Source organism: Streptomyces pinistramenti (genome assembly GCF_020564935.1).
Taxonomy (GTDB): domain Bacteria; phylum Actinomycetota; class Actinomycetes; order Streptomycetales; family Streptomycetaceae; genus Streptomyces; species Streptomyces pinistramenti.
In genome coordinates this window covers 38,010-52,237 of record NZ_JAJCXB010000022.1, presented here as the reverse complement: position 1 = coordinate 52,237, position 14,228 = coordinate 38,010, and the positions used below count along the sequence as shown (strand labels likewise).

Sequence of the window (14,228 nt, the reverse complement as noted above, 5' to 3'; positions counted from 1 at the left end):
CACGGCCCCGAGGAGGCGCCGCGCCCGTCCTGCGCCGCCCGGGATGCCGTTCCGTGGCTGCCCGGAATTCCATCCGCCCAGCGCACACTGCCCCTTGGGGCACCGGCCGTGCCCCCGGCCAGGCCCGGAGAGACCTTCACGGGCCCGCCCGGCCGGACAAGGGTGAAGAGCGTCCGAACTCGCACGGTCGTCCTACCCCGAGGAGAACCAGAACATGCCGTCGTACTTGTCGCCCGGCGTCTACGTCGAGGAGGTCGCCAGCGGCTCACGTCCGATCGAGGGGGTGGGCACCTCGGTGGCGGCCTTCGTCGGCCTCGCGCCCACCGGGCCTCTCAACCAGCCGACACTGGTGACCAACTGGTCCCAGTACGTCGCCGCCTTCGGCGAGTTCACCGACGGCTACTACCTGGCACACTCCGTCTACGGCTTCTTCAACAACGGCGGCTCCGCCGCGTACGTGGTGCGGGTCGGTGGCGCACCCGGCGGGGAGAACGCCACGGCCGGCGCACCGGCAGCGGTGGCGGCCTCATCGGCACCGGCCGAGCTGACCCCCGGTGACCCGGCCGAACTGGGCACGTTCGCGGTGCGGGCCATCGCGTCCGGGACCGGCGGCCCGCTCAGCGTCGAGGTGGCCGATCCCGAGGGCGAGGGCCCCGCCGAGCGGTTCAAGCTGGTCGTCAAGGATGGCGACAAGGTCGCCGAGTCCTTCGACGTGACGGCCAAGAAGGGCAACCGCAACTACGTCGTCACGCAGGTCAAGGAGCGCTCCCGGCTGATCACGGTCCAGGAGGCGGCGCCCGCGGGGCAGCTCGCCCGGCCGGAGAACCAGACGGTGGCCCTCGGCCGTGTCACCCCGGCCGCCGTCCCCGCCGTGCCCGCCCCTGCGGAAGGCGCCCACCCCGGCCCCGCCCAGTACCTCGGCGACTCCGCCGACCGCACCGGCTTCGGCGGCCTGGAGGCGGTCGACGAGATCGCGATGGTCTCCGTTCCCGACCTGATGGCGGCCTACCAGCGCGGCGCCATCGACCTGGAGTCGGTCAAGGCCGTCCAGCTCGGGCTGATCGCGCACTGCGAGCTGATGGGCGACCGGGTCGCGATCATCGACCCGCCGCCCGGCCTGAACGCCCGTGACATCCGGGTGTGGCGGCAGGACACGGCGGGCTACGACTCCAAGTACGCGGCCGTGTACTACCCGTGGGTCAAGGTCTTCGACCCGGCCAGCGGCCAGTCGAAGCTGGTCCCGCCGAGCGGGCACGTGGCCGGCATCTGGGCCCGCAACGACTTCGAGCGCGGCGTGCACAAGGCACCGGCCAACGAGGTCGTGCGCGGCGCCGTCGACCTGGAGACCCAGATCACCCGCGGCGAGCAGGACCTGCTCAACCCGGTCGGCGTCAACTGCATCCGCGCCTTCCCCGGCCGCGGCATCCGCGTCTGGGGTGCCCGCACCCTCTCCTCCGACCCGGCCTGGCGCTACATCAACATCCGCCGGTACTTCAACTACCTGGAGGAGTCGATCCTGATCGGCACCCAGTGGGTGGTCTTCGAGCCCAACGACGAGGCGCTGTGGGCCCGTATCCGGCGTAACGTGTCGGCCTTCCTGGTCAACGAGTGGCGCAACGGCGCGCTGTTCGGCTCGCGCCCGGAGGACGCCTTCTACGTCAAGTGCGACGCCGAGTCCAACCCGCCGGAGTCGGTGGACCTCGGCCGGGTGATCTGTGAGATCGGCATCGCGCCCGTCAAGCCGGCCGAATTCGTGATCTTCCGCCTGGCCCAGTTCTCCAGCGGCAGCGGCGAGCTGGAGGAGTAGCGGGCCGGCCGCCCGGCCCCGCACCGCGGACGCGCCGTACACCGGCCCGCCCGCGCCAACTCCGCTTCGCTTAACCCCACTTCACCACTTCTCCGTCCGCCATGACGGACGGACCGCGTCAGTAAAGGGACGGACAGCGCCTCATGAGCCTTCAGCCCGGTGATTCCCTCACCTCACACAATTTCGGCCTCCAGATCGACGGCGTCATGGTCGAGTACCTCCAGGAGGTCAGCGGCCTGAGCATCGAGCAGGACGTCATCGAGTACCAGCAGGTCTCCAGCCAGGGCAAGCCCGTCACGAAGAAGCTGCCCGGCGTCAAGAAGGCGGGCACCTGCACCGTCGTGCGTGGTATGACCCAGTCCGCGGCGTTCAACCAGTGGATCACGCAGTCGGTCAACGGCCAGATGGACATGGCCCGCAAGAACGCCACGATCATGGTGATGGACTACATGAACAACCCGGTCAAGCGCTACAACATGCGCAACGCCTGGTGCAGCAAGGTCGACACCAGCACGGTCAAGGCCGGCGAAGCCTCCGCGCTGACCGAGAGCGTCACCATCACCTTCGAAGAACTGGTCATCGAGTAATGCGTCGTACGACCACCCGCTCGTCCGTGGCGGCCGGCCCGTCCGCCGCCACGGACGAGACCCCCGGGTCCGTGCCGCAGGCCACGGAGCCGGAACCCGAACCGCAGCGCCTGCGCACCGAGTTCGCGTTCGAGCTGCCGCGCGGCTACGTCGACGACTCCGGCACCGTGCACCGCAGCGGCTCCATGCGGCTGGCGACCGCCCGGGACGAACTGGTCCCGCTGCGGGACATCAGGGTGCAGGAGAACCCGGCCTACCTGTCGGTGGTGCTGCTCGGCCGGGTGATCACCCGGCTCGGCACGCTGCCCCAGGTGCACGACGGCGTCGTGGAGAACATGTTCGCCTCCGACCTGGCCTTCCTCCAGGACTTCTACCGTCAGGTCAACGCCGAGGGACACACCAGGGCGGGAGTGACCTGCCCGCACTGCGAGCAGCCGTTCGAGGTGGAGCTGGGCGGGAGCCGCCTGGGGGAATCGTGACGTACGCGGCCGACCGTATTCACGAGGAGATCGCGTACGTCGCCTACCACTTCCACTGGAGTCTGGAGGACATCCTGGACCTCGAACACCGCGACCGGCGGCGCTACGCCGAGGAGATCGCCTCCCTCGTCACACGCGCATCGACGGAGGGCTGATGGGACTCCTCGACAGGCTGCGCGGCCGGCCGGACGCCCCGCGCGACGCGGCATCCGAGGCCGTCGGCACACCGGCTGCCGACGACCCGGCGCGGGCGACGGCCGAGCCGCACGCCACGGAGGGCAGGGGGCCGGGCAGTTGGGCCGGGCTGCCGCCGATCCAGCGGGCGTCCGCCGCACGCACGCCGGGCCACGTCGCCGACCCCGGCTTCAGCGCCTCGCTGACCACCTGGCAGAACCCGTCCTTCACCGGGACGCTGTCGCACGCGGTCCTCGACGGCGGACCCGGCGGACTGGTCAAGGACCTGCTCACCCCGTCGACGGGCCCGTCGGCCGCACTCGACCTGCCGTCGCTGACCCTGCCCGTGGCAGCCCCGCAGCCGTCCGCTGAGCCTGGTTCCCTGGAGGGGACGGGGAGTTCGGTCGGTTCAGGTGCCGGTGCGGTCGGCTCCGGTACGGGTGTCTCCGGCCCGGTCGGCTCCGGTGCCGGGGTCGCTGCCGCGTCCGCCGGGGCGGGCGCCTCGCTGCCGGTCCGCCGGCCGATGGGGCCGCGGGTCGCGCCGGTCCCGTCCGGCGCCGTACGAACCGCCCGCCCCGCCACCTTGACCACGGCACCCGCATCGCCCGCGGTACAGCGGCGGGCACTGCCGACGGTGGCAGCCGGTACGGCGGCGCCGAAGCCGGCGAGCCGGACGGCCGGTCCGGCGAGCCCGGGTCCTGGTGCCACGGGCGGGCCGACGGCTCCGGCCGGCTCGGCGGGCTCGGCACGGGATGCGGCGGCGCCGGGGGCGGACGGTCCGGCCGGAGCGTCCGGTTCCGGCCGGGGCGCACCTGACGTTCCGTCCGCCCCCGCCCTTCCGTCCATTTCCCCTGTTCCATCCGCCCCCGCCGTTCCGTCCACGCCCGCCGTCTCGTCCGGCCCGGATGCACCCGCTGTTCCGTCCGTCCCTGGCGTTCTGTCCGGTCCGTCAGCTCCCGCGGCGCCGTCCCGCCCCGTCGGGGCCGGTCTTGACGTGCCTCTCGCGGTGGAGCGCGCCGTCCGCGCAGCCTCCGCCCCCATGACTCCGGGGCCGGGTTATTCCCCCGGCCCGGCCCCGGACCCCGCCCGACTGCCGCTCGCGCCGTCCTCCCAGGACGCGCCCGCGACGGCACCGGCGACGGCTCCGGTCCAGCGGCGTACCCGCGCGGCGTCGGAGCCCGTACCGGGGCCCGCGGTACCGGGGCCCGCAGCGGCGCGGGCCGGGCTCGGCGCGCCGGCGGACGGCACGCCGTCCCCGCGCACCTCCCCGGCCGCCGCCCCTTCCTCCCCGGATCCCGGGCCCGACGCCACGGCGGCGGCCGGTGACCGTACGCCCGGACAGCCGCGCAGGCGCCCGCTGTTGGGCGCCCCGCTGACCACGCCGCTCCCGGACGCACGCCCCGTCGCCCAGGGCCCCGACGCGCACACCGGCAAGAGCGCCGTACCGCTGACCCGTCCGGCCGCCACCGCCCCCGGCACGACCCGCCACACCCCGCGCGGCTCCGCCCTGGGCACGCCCTCCACCGCCGGCACGCGGCGCCCGACGCCCGCGCCCGGCCCCGGATCCGCCCCCGTACAGCGATCGGTGGCGTCCCCGGGCGCCCCGGCCACCCGTACGCCGAGCAGCGCGCCGCAGCAGCCGGGATCCACGGCCCGCGGCGGGCTGGGGACACCTGGTGGGTCCGGAGGGTCTGGCGTGCCTGGTACGGCTGGTGGATCCGGTGTGTCCGGCGATGCGTCGCGTTCCGGTGCCGCGTCCGGCTCGGTGGCCGGCAGCGGTGCGGGACGGCCGCCGGGCAACGGATCCGTCGGTCCGGGTTCCGCGGGGCACCCCGTACGCGCCTCCGATGCGGTACGCCGGCCGTCGGCACCGTCATCGTCGGCACCGGCCACGACAACCCCGCCGTCCTCTCCGGTCGCGACCTCGCCCTCATCAACTCCGGTCGCGCCCCCTGCACTTGAAGCAACATCCCACACGCCTTCCGTACCACCCGCCTCTCCCGCGGCGTCCACAGCAGGCGTGACATCAGCCGGCGAGCGCCCCGTACCGGTATCAGGGCAGCCGTCGATTCAGCGTGCCGTGGGGGTCGGGAAGCCCCTGTCCCCCGGTCCGACGGCGGGCGCGCCGAGAACCGGCTCACCCGCCGTCGGCCCGGGATCCTCCCGGGCTGCCGGTCCGGCCACGGTGCCGCTGCGTCCCGCTCTCGGCGCTGCGACCGGCCGCGCCCTCCCGGCACAGCGGGCGGTATCGCCCACCACCAAGGCGGGCGGTGCGCGGCCTTCCGGTCCGTCAGCGTCCCCGAACGCCGGGAACGTGCCGGTACATGCAGAGCCCGGCCCGGCCACCCCGCAGGCGGAGGCGCAGACGCCCACAGTCAGCAGCAGGGCGGCAGCCACCCTCCCCCTGTCCTCGGCCCGGCCGTTGGCGCCCGTCCTGCCGACCGCCGCGCCCAGCCGTACCCCCGTGCAGCGGCGCAGTACGCCGACGGCCGTGCCGCTCCGCCGTACCCCCGCGCCCGCCTCGCCACGTCCCGGGCCGACCGGCAACACCCCAGGCGCCACCGTCCGCACCGGCCTCCCGACCGGGCAGGCCGCGCCTCCGGCTCGTCCTGCCGGGAACCGTTCCGCGTCGGCCGGGCCGGTGGCACAGCGCACCGCAGTGGCGCCTGTGCCGGTGGCTCAGGGAAGCGGGCCCGCGCTGCCGGGGACCACGAGCGGGGGTGCCGCTTCGAGGCGGCCTGCGGGAGCCGGGATCCCGGGCGGGGCAGGTCCGTCGGCGCCTTCCGGTGTCCGGGCAGGTGGCGGAGCGGCCGCCGCAAGGCCGTTGGTGCAGCGCCTCACCTCACCGGCCGGAACCGGCCCTTCCAGGAGCAGCGCGCCTACGGGACCGACCCCGTTCGCGTCCCTCCCCACAACACCCGCTCCGTCAGCGCCCGTTGCCTCGGCGCCCCTTCCCTCCGGGCCCGCCCCCACCGGCCCCTCGGGTGCCGCAGTCCGGCCGGTACGCATCGGTTCGACTCCCACCCCCGCCACCCCGCCGACCGGCGCCCGGCAGTCCGACGGCGCCCCCGTGCGACGACGAGCCCTCTCCAGCGGCGGGCCCGCACGCACAGGGCCGCCCTCCGCACCCCCCACCCGCCTCGGCGCATCCGCTCCCCCGGCTCCGTTGACCCTGCCCGTGCAGCGCAGCAGCGCCACGCCACCGGCGGCAGTGCCACCGGCTCCGGCCGCTCGCTCCATGCCACCGCTCCCGCTCCCGCTCCCGACCGCGGCGCCCGCGCCGACCGGCCCGGCCGTCCAGCGGCTTCCGGAGTCGCAGACACCTGCGCACCGGACGTCGACGCGTACGTCCCGCGCAGCGTTCGGCAAGGACCAGGACGAGGGTCAGGGCAGGGGCGGGGACCGCGGCAGGGGTGGCGGGAATGGCGGGACCAAGGGCAGGAGCCGCCAGGGCGGTTCGGGTGCCCGGGGTGCCGACGCTTTCGACGCCCGGAAACTGACGGACGGTCAATTGGATGAGTTGGTGCACCGTCTGATCGGTTCGCTGGTGCCGCGACTGAAAATCGAACTCCGCCTGGACCGGGAGCGCATCGGCAGACTCCGCGACCCGCGCCGCTGACCGCGGCCGAGCGCCCGGCGGCAGATCCCCGGACCTCACAGACCACCCGAGCCCGAACACGAAAGGCCGTCCCCGATGCCCAGCGATCTCGACCCGGGATCCACCATCTTCTTCACCCTGACCATCGACGGCGAGAGTCTGGGGTACTTCAACGGCTGCGAAGGGCTGTCGTCCGAGGTGGAGGTCGAGCACCACCAGGAGGGCGGCAACAACGGCTTCGTGTGGCAGCTCCCCTCCCGTGTCACCTTCTCCAGCATCCGGCTGACCCGCCCGCTCACTCCCGACACGTCGAAGGTCGCGGCCTGGATCTCCTCGGTCGCCACCGGCGTCAAGCGCCCGACCGCGCAGATCGCCGCGCTGCGCGCGGACGGCTCACTGGTCGCCCGCTGGGGGCTGATCGACGTGCTGCCGGTCCGCTGGCAGGGTCCTTCGCTCGACCCGGCGAACCCGGGTGTCGCCACCGAGGTCCTGGAGATCACCCACCACGGCTTCACGGATGCGGGAGGTGCCTGATGGCCACGTCAGGAGGCAAGGGCGGCAGCGGCGGCGGCAGCAAGGGCGGGGCGGGCAAGAGCCTGGTCCGTGCCTCGCTCGCCATCCACGAGCCACCGATCGGTGAGAGCACCACGCCCGGCGCGCTGATGAAGACGTTCAGCTTCGACTTCAACCCGTCCCAGCTCTCGCTGAGCCGCCGCGCGGACTGGAAGACCACCCCGGCTCCGGCGGTGCGCGACGGTGTGCCTCCGGAGTTCATGGGCCCCGATCCCCGCGAACTGAGCATCGACGTCTTCCTCGACTCGTCCGACGACCCGAACGCCAACGACGTGCTGAAGAAGGTCGAAGCGCTGTTCTCCTGCTGCGAGGTGACCTCGGCGAGCATCGCCGCCAAGCAGCCGTCCACGCCGTGGGTGGTCTTCCAGTGGGGAGCCTTCTCCACCGCGCGCTTCACCGCGTACGTCGCGTCCGTGGACGCCAACTACACGCTGTTCGGCACCACCGGGGTGCCGATCCGGGCCACCTGCCACGTCCAGATGCGCGAGATCCCCAACAAGACCAAGGGGCAGAACCCGACGTCCGGCGCGCTCACCGCGCGGCGCGTGCACCGGATGGTCGCGGGTGACTCGCTGCCGTCGCTGGCCTGGCGGGAATACGGGGACGCCACCACCTGGCGGGTGATCGCCGAGTCCAACGGCATCGACGACCCGTCCCGGATCGCGCCCGGAACCGAACTCATCCTGCCCGCCGTCGAGGAGGTGACCTCCTGATGCCCAGAGTCTCCTATTCCAGCGTCATCCACGTCACGGTGGGCGGCAGCCCGCTGCCGTCCCCGCTCCTGCCGCTGCTCACCGGCGCCTGGGTCGACCTCGGGGCCGGTGTGCCCGGAGCGTTCCAGCTGACCTTCCGCGATCCGAAGCGGCAGCTGCTGCGCAGGGCGGGCATCAAGCTCGGCACCCGGATCAAGCTGGCGCCCATCGCCGACGGCAAGGGGGCCCAGGACCCGCTGATCACCGGCGAGGTCACCGGCCTGGAGACGGACTACGACGGCACCGGCACCTTCACCGTCGTCCGCGGCTACGACCTGGGCCACCGTATGCTCCGGCAGCGGCGGGTGACCGGATACGCGAAGATGACCGCCGCCGCCATCGTGCGGAAGCTGGTGAAGGAGAGCGGCATCGGGATCGGGAAGATCGAACCGACCAAGGGTGCCTACGACTTCATCACCCAGGACAACATCACCGACTGGGACTTCCTCAGCCGTCTCGCCGACGAGAACGAGCGGATCATGTTCCTCGACGAGAAGGGGAAGTTCCAGTTCGTCAGCCCCGACCGGGCGTCCGGGGCACCGCCGGAGAGCACTCCGGGCGACAGGAGCCCGTACGTGCTGCAGGCGGGCACCGACATCCTGCGCTGCCGGGCCGCCGTCACCGCGGCCGACCAGGTCCCGCAGGTCGAGGCGCGCGGCTGGGACGTCAAGGCGAAGAAGCCCCTGACCGCGAAGGCTCCGGCGACGAGCAACCCCGGCTTCGGGATCGGCATCACACCCGGCAAGGCCGCCAAGGCGTTCAAGGCCAGCACCCTGGTCGAGACGGCCACGCCCTACGACGAGCAGACGCAGGTCAAGCGGGCGGCGGACTCGCTGGCCGACGATGTGACCGCGTCCTTCGCCGAGTTGGAGGTCACCGTCCGCGGCGCGCCCAAGCTGCGCCCCGACCTCCCGGTGACCCTCACCGACGTCGGCGAGCCCTTCGAGGGCAAGTACACCGCGACCGCCGTCCGGCACGTCTTCGAATCGGGCCGGCACTACGAGACCTGGGTGACCGTCAGCGGACGGCAGTGGCGGTCCCTGTACGGCGTGGCGTCGGGCGGCACCTCGGCCTCGCCGCGGCTGCCGAGCGTGGCCAACGCGGTGGTGACGGACGTGAAGGACCCCCTGAAGCAGGGACGGGTGAAGCTGCAGTTCCCCTGGCTCGACGACACGTACGTCAGTGACTGGACGCGCACCGTGCAGCTGGGCGGCGTCGAGGGCGGCAGCATCGTCCCGCTGGACGTCAAGGACGAGGTGCTGGTGGCGTTCGACCGCGGCGCCCTGGACCATCCGTACGTCATCGGCGGCCTCTACAACGGCAAGGACAAGCCGGACGTGAACGACGTGCCGCTGCACGACCGGATCAGCGGGAAGGCCAGCCGGCACACCGTCGCCGACCGGGAGAACAACCGCCTGGACCTGCTCAGCCAGAAGACCGGCCGCCGCAAGCGCGGGGTACGGCTGCGGACCGGCGACAACCGGCTGACCGTCGAACTGGACCGCACCAAGACCGAGATCACGGTGGACAGCGCGGGCACGGTCAGCATCAAGGGCGCCGGAATGGTGTCCGTCGATGCCGGCGCGGACCTGAGTCTGAAAGCGGGCGGCGTGATGAACCTGACCGCGGGCGGCGCCATGAGCCTCACGGCGGGCGGGGCGATGTCCGTCAAGGGCGGTGCCGAGCTGGGCCTGACGGCAGGCGGCATCTTCAACCTGAACGCGGCCGGCGCTGGCATGATCGACGTGGGCGGGATGCTGCAGATGGCCGCCGGGGCCGAGGCGAACCTGATGGCGGGCGCGGCCCTCCAGATCCTGGCGCCGGGCAACGTCGCCATCGGCGGCGCGGAGGTCGCGCTGGTGGGCTATGTCACCGCCGACGGGATACCGGTGATCTGATGCCGGAACAATTCGTCGGCTCCGGCTGGGCCTTCCCCCTGCGCATCGGTCCGACCGGAGGCATCGCCCTGGTCACCGGTGAGCGGGAGATCGAGGAGGCCATCCATCTGGTGCTGGCCACCGCTCCGGGTGAGCGGCCGATGCGTCCCGAATTCGGGTGCGCCATCCACGACATGGTCTTCGCGCCGGTCAACGAGGCCACCGCGGGCCGGATCCAGCACGAGGTGCACACCAGTCTGGACCGCTGGGAACCGCGGATCGATGTGCACGAGGTGGAGGTGTCCGCCGGCGACGAACCGGGGGTGCTGTTCATCGACGTGCGCTACGCGATCCGCGGCACCAACAACCCCCGCAACCTCGTCTTCCCCTTCTACGTCATCCCCGCCCACGACGGGCCCGACACCGACTCCGCATCCGGCTCCGACTTCGCGCCCGGCGGCGCGGGCGGGCCGGCCACCGAAAGCGACCGCTGATGGCACTGCCCTCCCCCAACCTCGACGACCGGCGCTTCCAGCAGTTCGTCGACGACGCCAAGCGCTACATCCAGCGACGCGCCCCGGAGTGGACCGACCACAACGTGTCCGACCCGGGCGTCACCCTCGTGGAGACGGTCGCCCACATGGCCGACCAGATCGTCTACCGGCTCAACCGCGTTCCCGACAAGAACCACCTGGCCTTCCTCGACCTCGTCGGGATCACCCTCTTCCCGCCGTCCGCCGCCCGCACCGACATGACGTTCTGGCTCTCCGCCGCGCAGGAGGATCCGGTCCACGTCCCCCTCGGGACGGAGACGGCGACCGTGCGGGCCGACGGCGAGGAGGCCGTGGTCTTCGCCACCGAACGCGAACTGACCGTGATTCCCTGCGAGTTGCGGCATCTCGCGGTGCAGAACGACGGGCAGCCCGTCGCCGACCGGACGTCGGAGCTGGCCGAGGGCGAGGACCTGCTGTGCTTCACCGAGTCGCCCAGGCCGGGCGACTGCATGCTGCTCGGGCTCAGCGCCGCGGTGCCGCACTGCGCGGTGGCGCTGCGGCTCGACAGCCGGGTCGACGGTGTCGGTGTGGACCCCCGGCAGCCCCCGCTGGCCTGGGAGGCGTGGACCGCCGACGGGTGGACGGTGTGCGAGGTCGACGAGGACACCACCGGTGGCCTCAACCGGCCGGGCGACGTCGTCCTGCACATCCCCGGCGGGCACATCCTGTCCCGCTCCGGCCGGAACGAAGCGGGGTGGCTGCGCTGCCGGGTCACCGAACCGGAGACCGGCCAGCCCTTCTTCACCACCTCCCCCACCGTGCGGGCGGCCGAGGCGTTCACGCTCGGCGGTACGGTGCCTTCCGTGCACGCCGAGCGGGTCACGGACGAGAACCTGGGCGAGTCCACCGGGCTGCCGGGGCAGCGGCTGCGGCTGGCCCACGCGCCCGTCGTCGGCGACGTCCCCCCGCTGCACCTCCACATCGCCGAGTACGACGGCTGGGTGGACTGGGAGGTCGTCCCGCACTTCGCCGCGTCCGGGCCCGATGACCGCCACCTCACCCTCGACGCGGCGACCGGCGAGATCGCCTTCGGGCCCGCGGTCCGCGAACCCGACGGCTCGCTGCGCCGCTACGGCGCCGTGCCGCCCAAGGGCGCCGCCATCCGGGCCCGCCACTACCGCACCGGCGGCGGCCGCACCGGCAATGTCGCCCGCGGCGCCGTCCGGGCCCTGCGCGACTCCGTCCCCTACGTCGCCGAGGTCACCAACCGCGAGGCCGCGCACGGCGGGGTGGACGGCGAGACGGTGGCGGAGGCCAGGGCCCGCGCCCCCATCACGCTCCGGGCCCAGGACCGCGCGGTGACCCTGCGCGACTACGAGGAGCTGGCCCGCAGGGCCGCACCGGAGACCGCCCGCATCACCTGCCTGGCAGGCGACGAGGACGAGCACGGCGCCTATGCGGTGCGCGTCCTGGTCGTCCCGCAGGCCGTGCCCGACCCCGGCGGGCAGCTCCGCTTCGAACAGCTGGTGCCCGCCGACGCGTTGCTCGACCGGGTCACCCGCTATCTCGACGAACGGCGCCTGATCGGCACCCGGCTGGCGGTCGGCCCGCCCTACTACCAGGGCGTCACCGTCGTCGCGACGCTGCACGCCTTCCGCGGCGTCGACGTGGACCGCGTACGGCGGCAGGCGCACGACGCGCTGTACCGGCACATCGACCCGCTCACCGGCGGGGCCGACGGGACCGGCTGGCCCTTCGGCCGCCCCGTCCAGGCAGGCGAGATCTTCGCGGTGCTCCAGCGCGTCCCGGGTGTGGAGCTGGTCGACGAGGTGCTGCTGCACCCGGCCGACCCGCTCACCGGCAAGCGCGGCGACCAGACCGAGCGGATCGACCTCGACGCGCCGTCCCTGGTCTTCTCCTTCGACCACCGCGTCCGGGTGATCGGGGACGCGTCGTGAGGGGATCCATCGACGGTCTCGGCTCATCGGCGCCACTGGGCCCGATGCTGCCCGCCGCCTTCGCGGACGACGTCCTGGCGCAGCATTTCGTCGCCGGGCTCGACGAGGTGCTCGCGCCCATCCTCAGCGCCCTGGACTGCCTGGACACGTACTTCACGCCGTCGCTCGCCCCGGTCGACTTCACCCGCTGGATCGGCTGGTGGATCGGCGCCGACACCGACGGCATCGAGGACGACGAACCGGGGTCCGAGGCGCGGCTGCGTGCCGCGGTCGCCGCCGCCGCGTATCTGCACCGCGTCCGCGGCACCCGCAAGGGGCTGACCGAGGCGGTGCGGCTGGCGTTCGGCGTCGAACCCGAGATCACCGAGAGCGGCGGCGCCGCCTGGAGCGCCCGGCCGCGCGGCCCGGCCCCCGGTGAGCGGCGGCCCCGGCTGCACGTCACCGTCCGGCTCGCCGACCCGTCCCCCGCGGACACCCACCGCCTGGACGACCTGGTCGCCGCCGCCCGCCCCGCCCACATGCCCTACACGGTCCAGGTGACCGCAGCGGAAAGGACCTCACCGACATGACCAGCAGCCGGGCCTCCGGCGCCCGCGGGGGAGAAGAACGCGTCCTGGCCTGCGACCAGTGCGGCACGCGGCACGAGCCGGGGCAGCCGTTCTGCGACACCTGCGGTGCGGTGCTGCGCTGGACCCCCGGCTCGGCGGCCGCCACCGGCACCGCGACGGACGACGCCGGCACGCAGGCCGCCACCGCGCCGTCGGCCGAGGCGGAGCCGGACGCCGACCGCACGCCGACCGAAGAGCTCCCGCCGGTCCGCGAGGACGGTCCTGCCCCCCGCGCGGGCGCGAGCGCACCGGTGCCGCCGTACGCCCACGCGGCCGGTGCCGGACAACCGGCCGGCCGGCCGGCGGATCAGGACGGGCAGCCGCCCGGCCACGGCGCGGGCTGCGGCTTCGATGCCGGGCCCCTCCCCGCCGAGGCGGGCACGGGCGCCGACACCGGCTCGGCGACCGACCGGGCCAGGGCGCTCCTCGTCCCGGTCGCCGACCCGCAGGGACCGCAGGACCCGCCTCCCTCGGTGGCCCCGGTGCTGCCGGGACGGCCCGCGCCCGCGCGGCCCGAGGTCCGTACGCCGGGAGAGCAGGAGCTGGTGGGCGGCATCGCCTGCCCCTGGTGCGGCACCGCCAACCAGCCGACGCGGCACTTCTGCAGCCGGTGCGCGATGCGCATGGCCCGTGGGCCGGTGAATCCGGCGCGGCGGCCGTGGTGGCGGCGGCTGCTCGACCACCGCAACAGGGAGGCGCCGTGGGCCGGTGACCGCCCGCGGCTGCGCCGGCAGCTGGGGCGCATCCTGCGCTGGGTGGTGGGCGCCGCGGTGCTCGCGCTGGTCGTGACGGGCCTGTTCCACATCGGGCAGGCCGTCGACGCGATAAGCGATCACGTCGCGAAGCGTGCGCCGGTCACCCCGGACTCGTACCAGGCCAAGCGCTCCTATCCGGGCCACGGGCCGAACCTGGCGTTCGACCCGTTCAACAACACCTGGTGGGGTCCGGGTGTCACTCCTGGGGAAGGCGAGTGGCTGGAGGCCCGCTTCGACGAGCCCGCCCGGCTGCTGGACATCGGGATCACACCGGGCGAGTCGACGCACGCGGACACCCTCGGCAAGAGTTCCCTGCCGCACCGCATCGAGGCCCGCATCACCACGGACGACGGCAAGGTCACCACCGAGGACATCGTCCTCGACCAGGGCAGCGGCTTCCAGCACCGGCCGTTCCGGTTCCAGAACGTCACCTCGGTGCGTTTCACGGTGCGTTCGGTCTACAGCACCGCCCCGAAGAAGCAGGTGGCCATCGCCGCCATCGAGTTCTTCGGCCCGTCCCACGGCGGTTCGTGACGGGTCCGGATGCGGTGTGGCGGTCCGGCGGG

General features: G+C 73.5%; 13 protein-coding genes. 12 read left to right on the top strand and 1 reads right to left on the bottom strand.

Translation table 11 applies throughout. The features are described 5' to 3' along the window. The first annotated feature begins 214 nt into the window (after positions 1–214). From LIU39_RS17375 to LIU39_RS17360, 4 genes are all read left to right on the top strand, one after another. Complete coding sequence (locus LIU39_RS17375; protein ID WP_227047642.1) at positions 215–1,807, top strand: phage tail sheath subtilisin-like domain-containing protein; 1,593 nt, start codon at positions 215–217, stop codon at positions 1,805–1,807. A 143-nt stretch (positions 1,808–1,950) separates the two neighbouring features. After that, a complete protein-coding gene (locus LIU39_RS17370; RefSeq protein ID WP_227047641.1) occupies positions 1,951–2,394 on the top strand; it encodes a phage tail protein in 444 nt (147 codons plus the stop codon). Next, positions 2,394–2,873, top strand: coding sequence for a hypothetical protein (locus LIU39_RS17365; protein ID WP_227047640.1), 480 nt, complete (start codon positions 2,394–2,396; stop codon positions 2,871–2,873). The genes LIU39_RS17370 and LIU39_RS17365 overlap by 1 nt, the downstream gene beginning before the upstream one ends. Next, a complete protein-coding gene (locus LIU39_RS17360; RefSeq protein ID WP_227047639.1) occupies positions 2,870–3,028 on the top strand; it encodes a DUF6760 family protein in 159 nt (52 codons plus the stop codon). The genes LIU39_RS17365 and LIU39_RS17360 overlap by 4 nt, the downstream gene beginning before the upstream one ends. Here the strand turns inward: LIU39_RS17360 and LIU39_RS17355 are convergent. Beyond that, positions 3,003–3,893 (bottom strand): hypothetical protein, encoded by an 891-nt coding sequence (locus LIU39_RS17355; protein WP_227047638.1) that lies wholly within the window; start codon positions 3,891–3,893, stop codon positions 3,003–3,005. The genes LIU39_RS17360 and LIU39_RS17355 overlap by 26 nt on opposite strands. A 2,392-nt stretch (positions 3,894–6,285) precedes the next feature. On the opposite strand from LIU39_RS17355, the gene LIU39_RS17350 reads away from it, so the two are divergent. The 8 genes from LIU39_RS17350 to LIU39_RS17315 all read left to right on the top strand — a co-directional run bounded on the left by LIU39_RS17350 (position 6,286) and on the right by LIU39_RS17315 (position 14,196). Further along, positions 6,286–6,666 carry a hypothetical protein gene (locus LIU39_RS17350; RefSeq protein ID WP_227047637.1) on the top strand — a complete coding sequence of 127 codons (381 nt, stop codon included), beginning with the start codon at positions 6,286–6,288 and terminating at the stop codon, positions 6,664–6,666. Between the two features lie 75 nt (positions 6,667–6,741). After that, the gene (locus LIU39_RS17345) at positions 6,742–7,179 is read left to right on the top strand and encodes a phage tail protein (RefSeq protein WP_227047635.1); all 438 of its coding nucleotides are present in this window, start codon (positions 6,742–6,744) and stop codon (positions 7,177–7,179) included. Further along, on the top strand, positions 7,179–7,931 hold the full coding sequence (locus LIU39_RS17340) for a CIS tube protein (protein WP_227047634.1): 753 nt from the start codon (positions 7,179–7,181) through the stop codon (positions 7,929–7,931). The genes LIU39_RS17345 and LIU39_RS17340 overlap by 1 nt, the downstream gene beginning before the upstream one ends. After that, the gene (locus tag LIU39_RS17335) at positions 7,931–9,868 is read left to right on the top strand and encodes a VgrG-related protein (RefSeq protein ID WP_227047633.1); all 1,938 of its coding nucleotides are present in this window, start codon (positions 7,931–7,933) and stop codon (positions 9,866–9,868) included. Before LIU39_RS17340 ends, LIU39_RS17335 begins: the two co-directional genes overlap by 1 nt. Continuing rightward, positions 9,868–10,341 (top strand): GPW/gp25 family protein, encoded by a 474-nt coding sequence (locus LIU39_RS17330; protein WP_227047632.1) that lies wholly within the window; start codon positions 9,868–9,870, stop codon positions 10,339–10,341. Before LIU39_RS17335 ends, LIU39_RS17330 begins: the two co-directional genes overlap by 1 nt. After that, positions 10,341–12,299, top strand: a complete 1,959-nt coding sequence (locus LIU39_RS17325; protein ID WP_227047631.1) for a putative baseplate assembly protein — start codon at positions 10,341–10,343, stop codon at positions 12,297–12,299. The genes LIU39_RS17330 and LIU39_RS17325 overlap by 1 nt, the downstream gene beginning before the upstream one ends. Beyond that, positions 12,296–12,868, top strand: a complete 573-nt coding sequence (locus tag LIU39_RS17320) for a phage tail protein (protein ID WP_227047630.1) — start codon at positions 12,296–12,298, stop codon at positions 12,866–12,868. The genes LIU39_RS17325 and LIU39_RS17320 overlap by 4 nt, the downstream gene beginning before the upstream one ends. Then, entirely contained in the window at positions 12,865–14,196 is a 1,332-nt protein-coding gene (locus tag LIU39_RS17315; protein ID WP_227047629.1) for an NADase-type glycan-binding domain-containing protein, read from the top strand. Before LIU39_RS17320 ends, LIU39_RS17315 begins: the two co-directional genes overlap by 4 nt. Positions 14,197–14,228: the final 32 nt, after the last annotated feature.

Bases quoted from the DNA above. Each gene is read 5' to 3' on its own strand.
- LIU39_RS17355 (WP_227047638.1), bottom strand. From the start codon at position 3,893: ATGGACGGAAGGGCGGGGGCGGACGGAACGTCAGGTGCGCCCCGGCCG.
- LIU39_RS17330 (WP_227047632.1), top strand. From the start codon at position 9,868: ATGCCGGAACAATTCGTCGGCTCCGGCTGGGCCTTCCCCCTGCGCATC.
- LIU39_RS17365 (WP_227047640.1), top strand. From the start codon at position 2,394: ATGCGTCGTACGACCACCCGCTCGTCCGTGGCGGCCGGCCCGTCCGCC.
- LIU39_RS17350 (WP_227047637.1), top strand. From the start codon at position 6,286: ATGCCACCGCTCCCGCTCCCGCTCCCGACCGCGGCGCCCGCGCCGACC.
- LIU39_RS17335 (WP_227047633.1), top strand. From the start codon at position 7,931: ATGCCCAGAGTCTCCTATTCCAGCGTCATCCACGTCACGGTGGGCGGC.
- LIU39_RS17315 (WP_227047629.1), top strand. From the start codon at position 12,865: ATGACCAGCAGCCGGGCCTCCGGCGCCCGCGGGGGAGAAGAACGCGTC.
- LIU39_RS17340 (WP_227047634.1), top strand. From the start codon at position 7,179: ATGGCCACGTCAGGAGGCAAGGGCGGCAGCGGCGGCGGCAGCAAGGGC.
- LIU39_RS17370 (WP_227047641.1), top strand. From the start codon at position 1,951: ATGAGCCTTCAGCCCGGTGATTCCCTCACCTCACACAATTTCGGCCTC.
- LIU39_RS17345 (WP_227047635.1), top strand. From the start codon at position 6,742: ATGCCCAGCGATCTCGACCCGGGATCCACCATCTTCTTCACCCTGACC.
- LIU39_RS17325 (WP_227047631.1), top strand. From the start codon at position 10,341: ATGGCACTGCCCTCCCCCAACCTCGACGACCGGCGCTTCCAGCAGTTC.
- LIU39_RS17375 (WP_227047642.1), top strand. From the start codon at position 215: ATGCCGTCGTACTTGTCGCCCGGCGTCTACGTCGAGGAGGTCGCCAGC.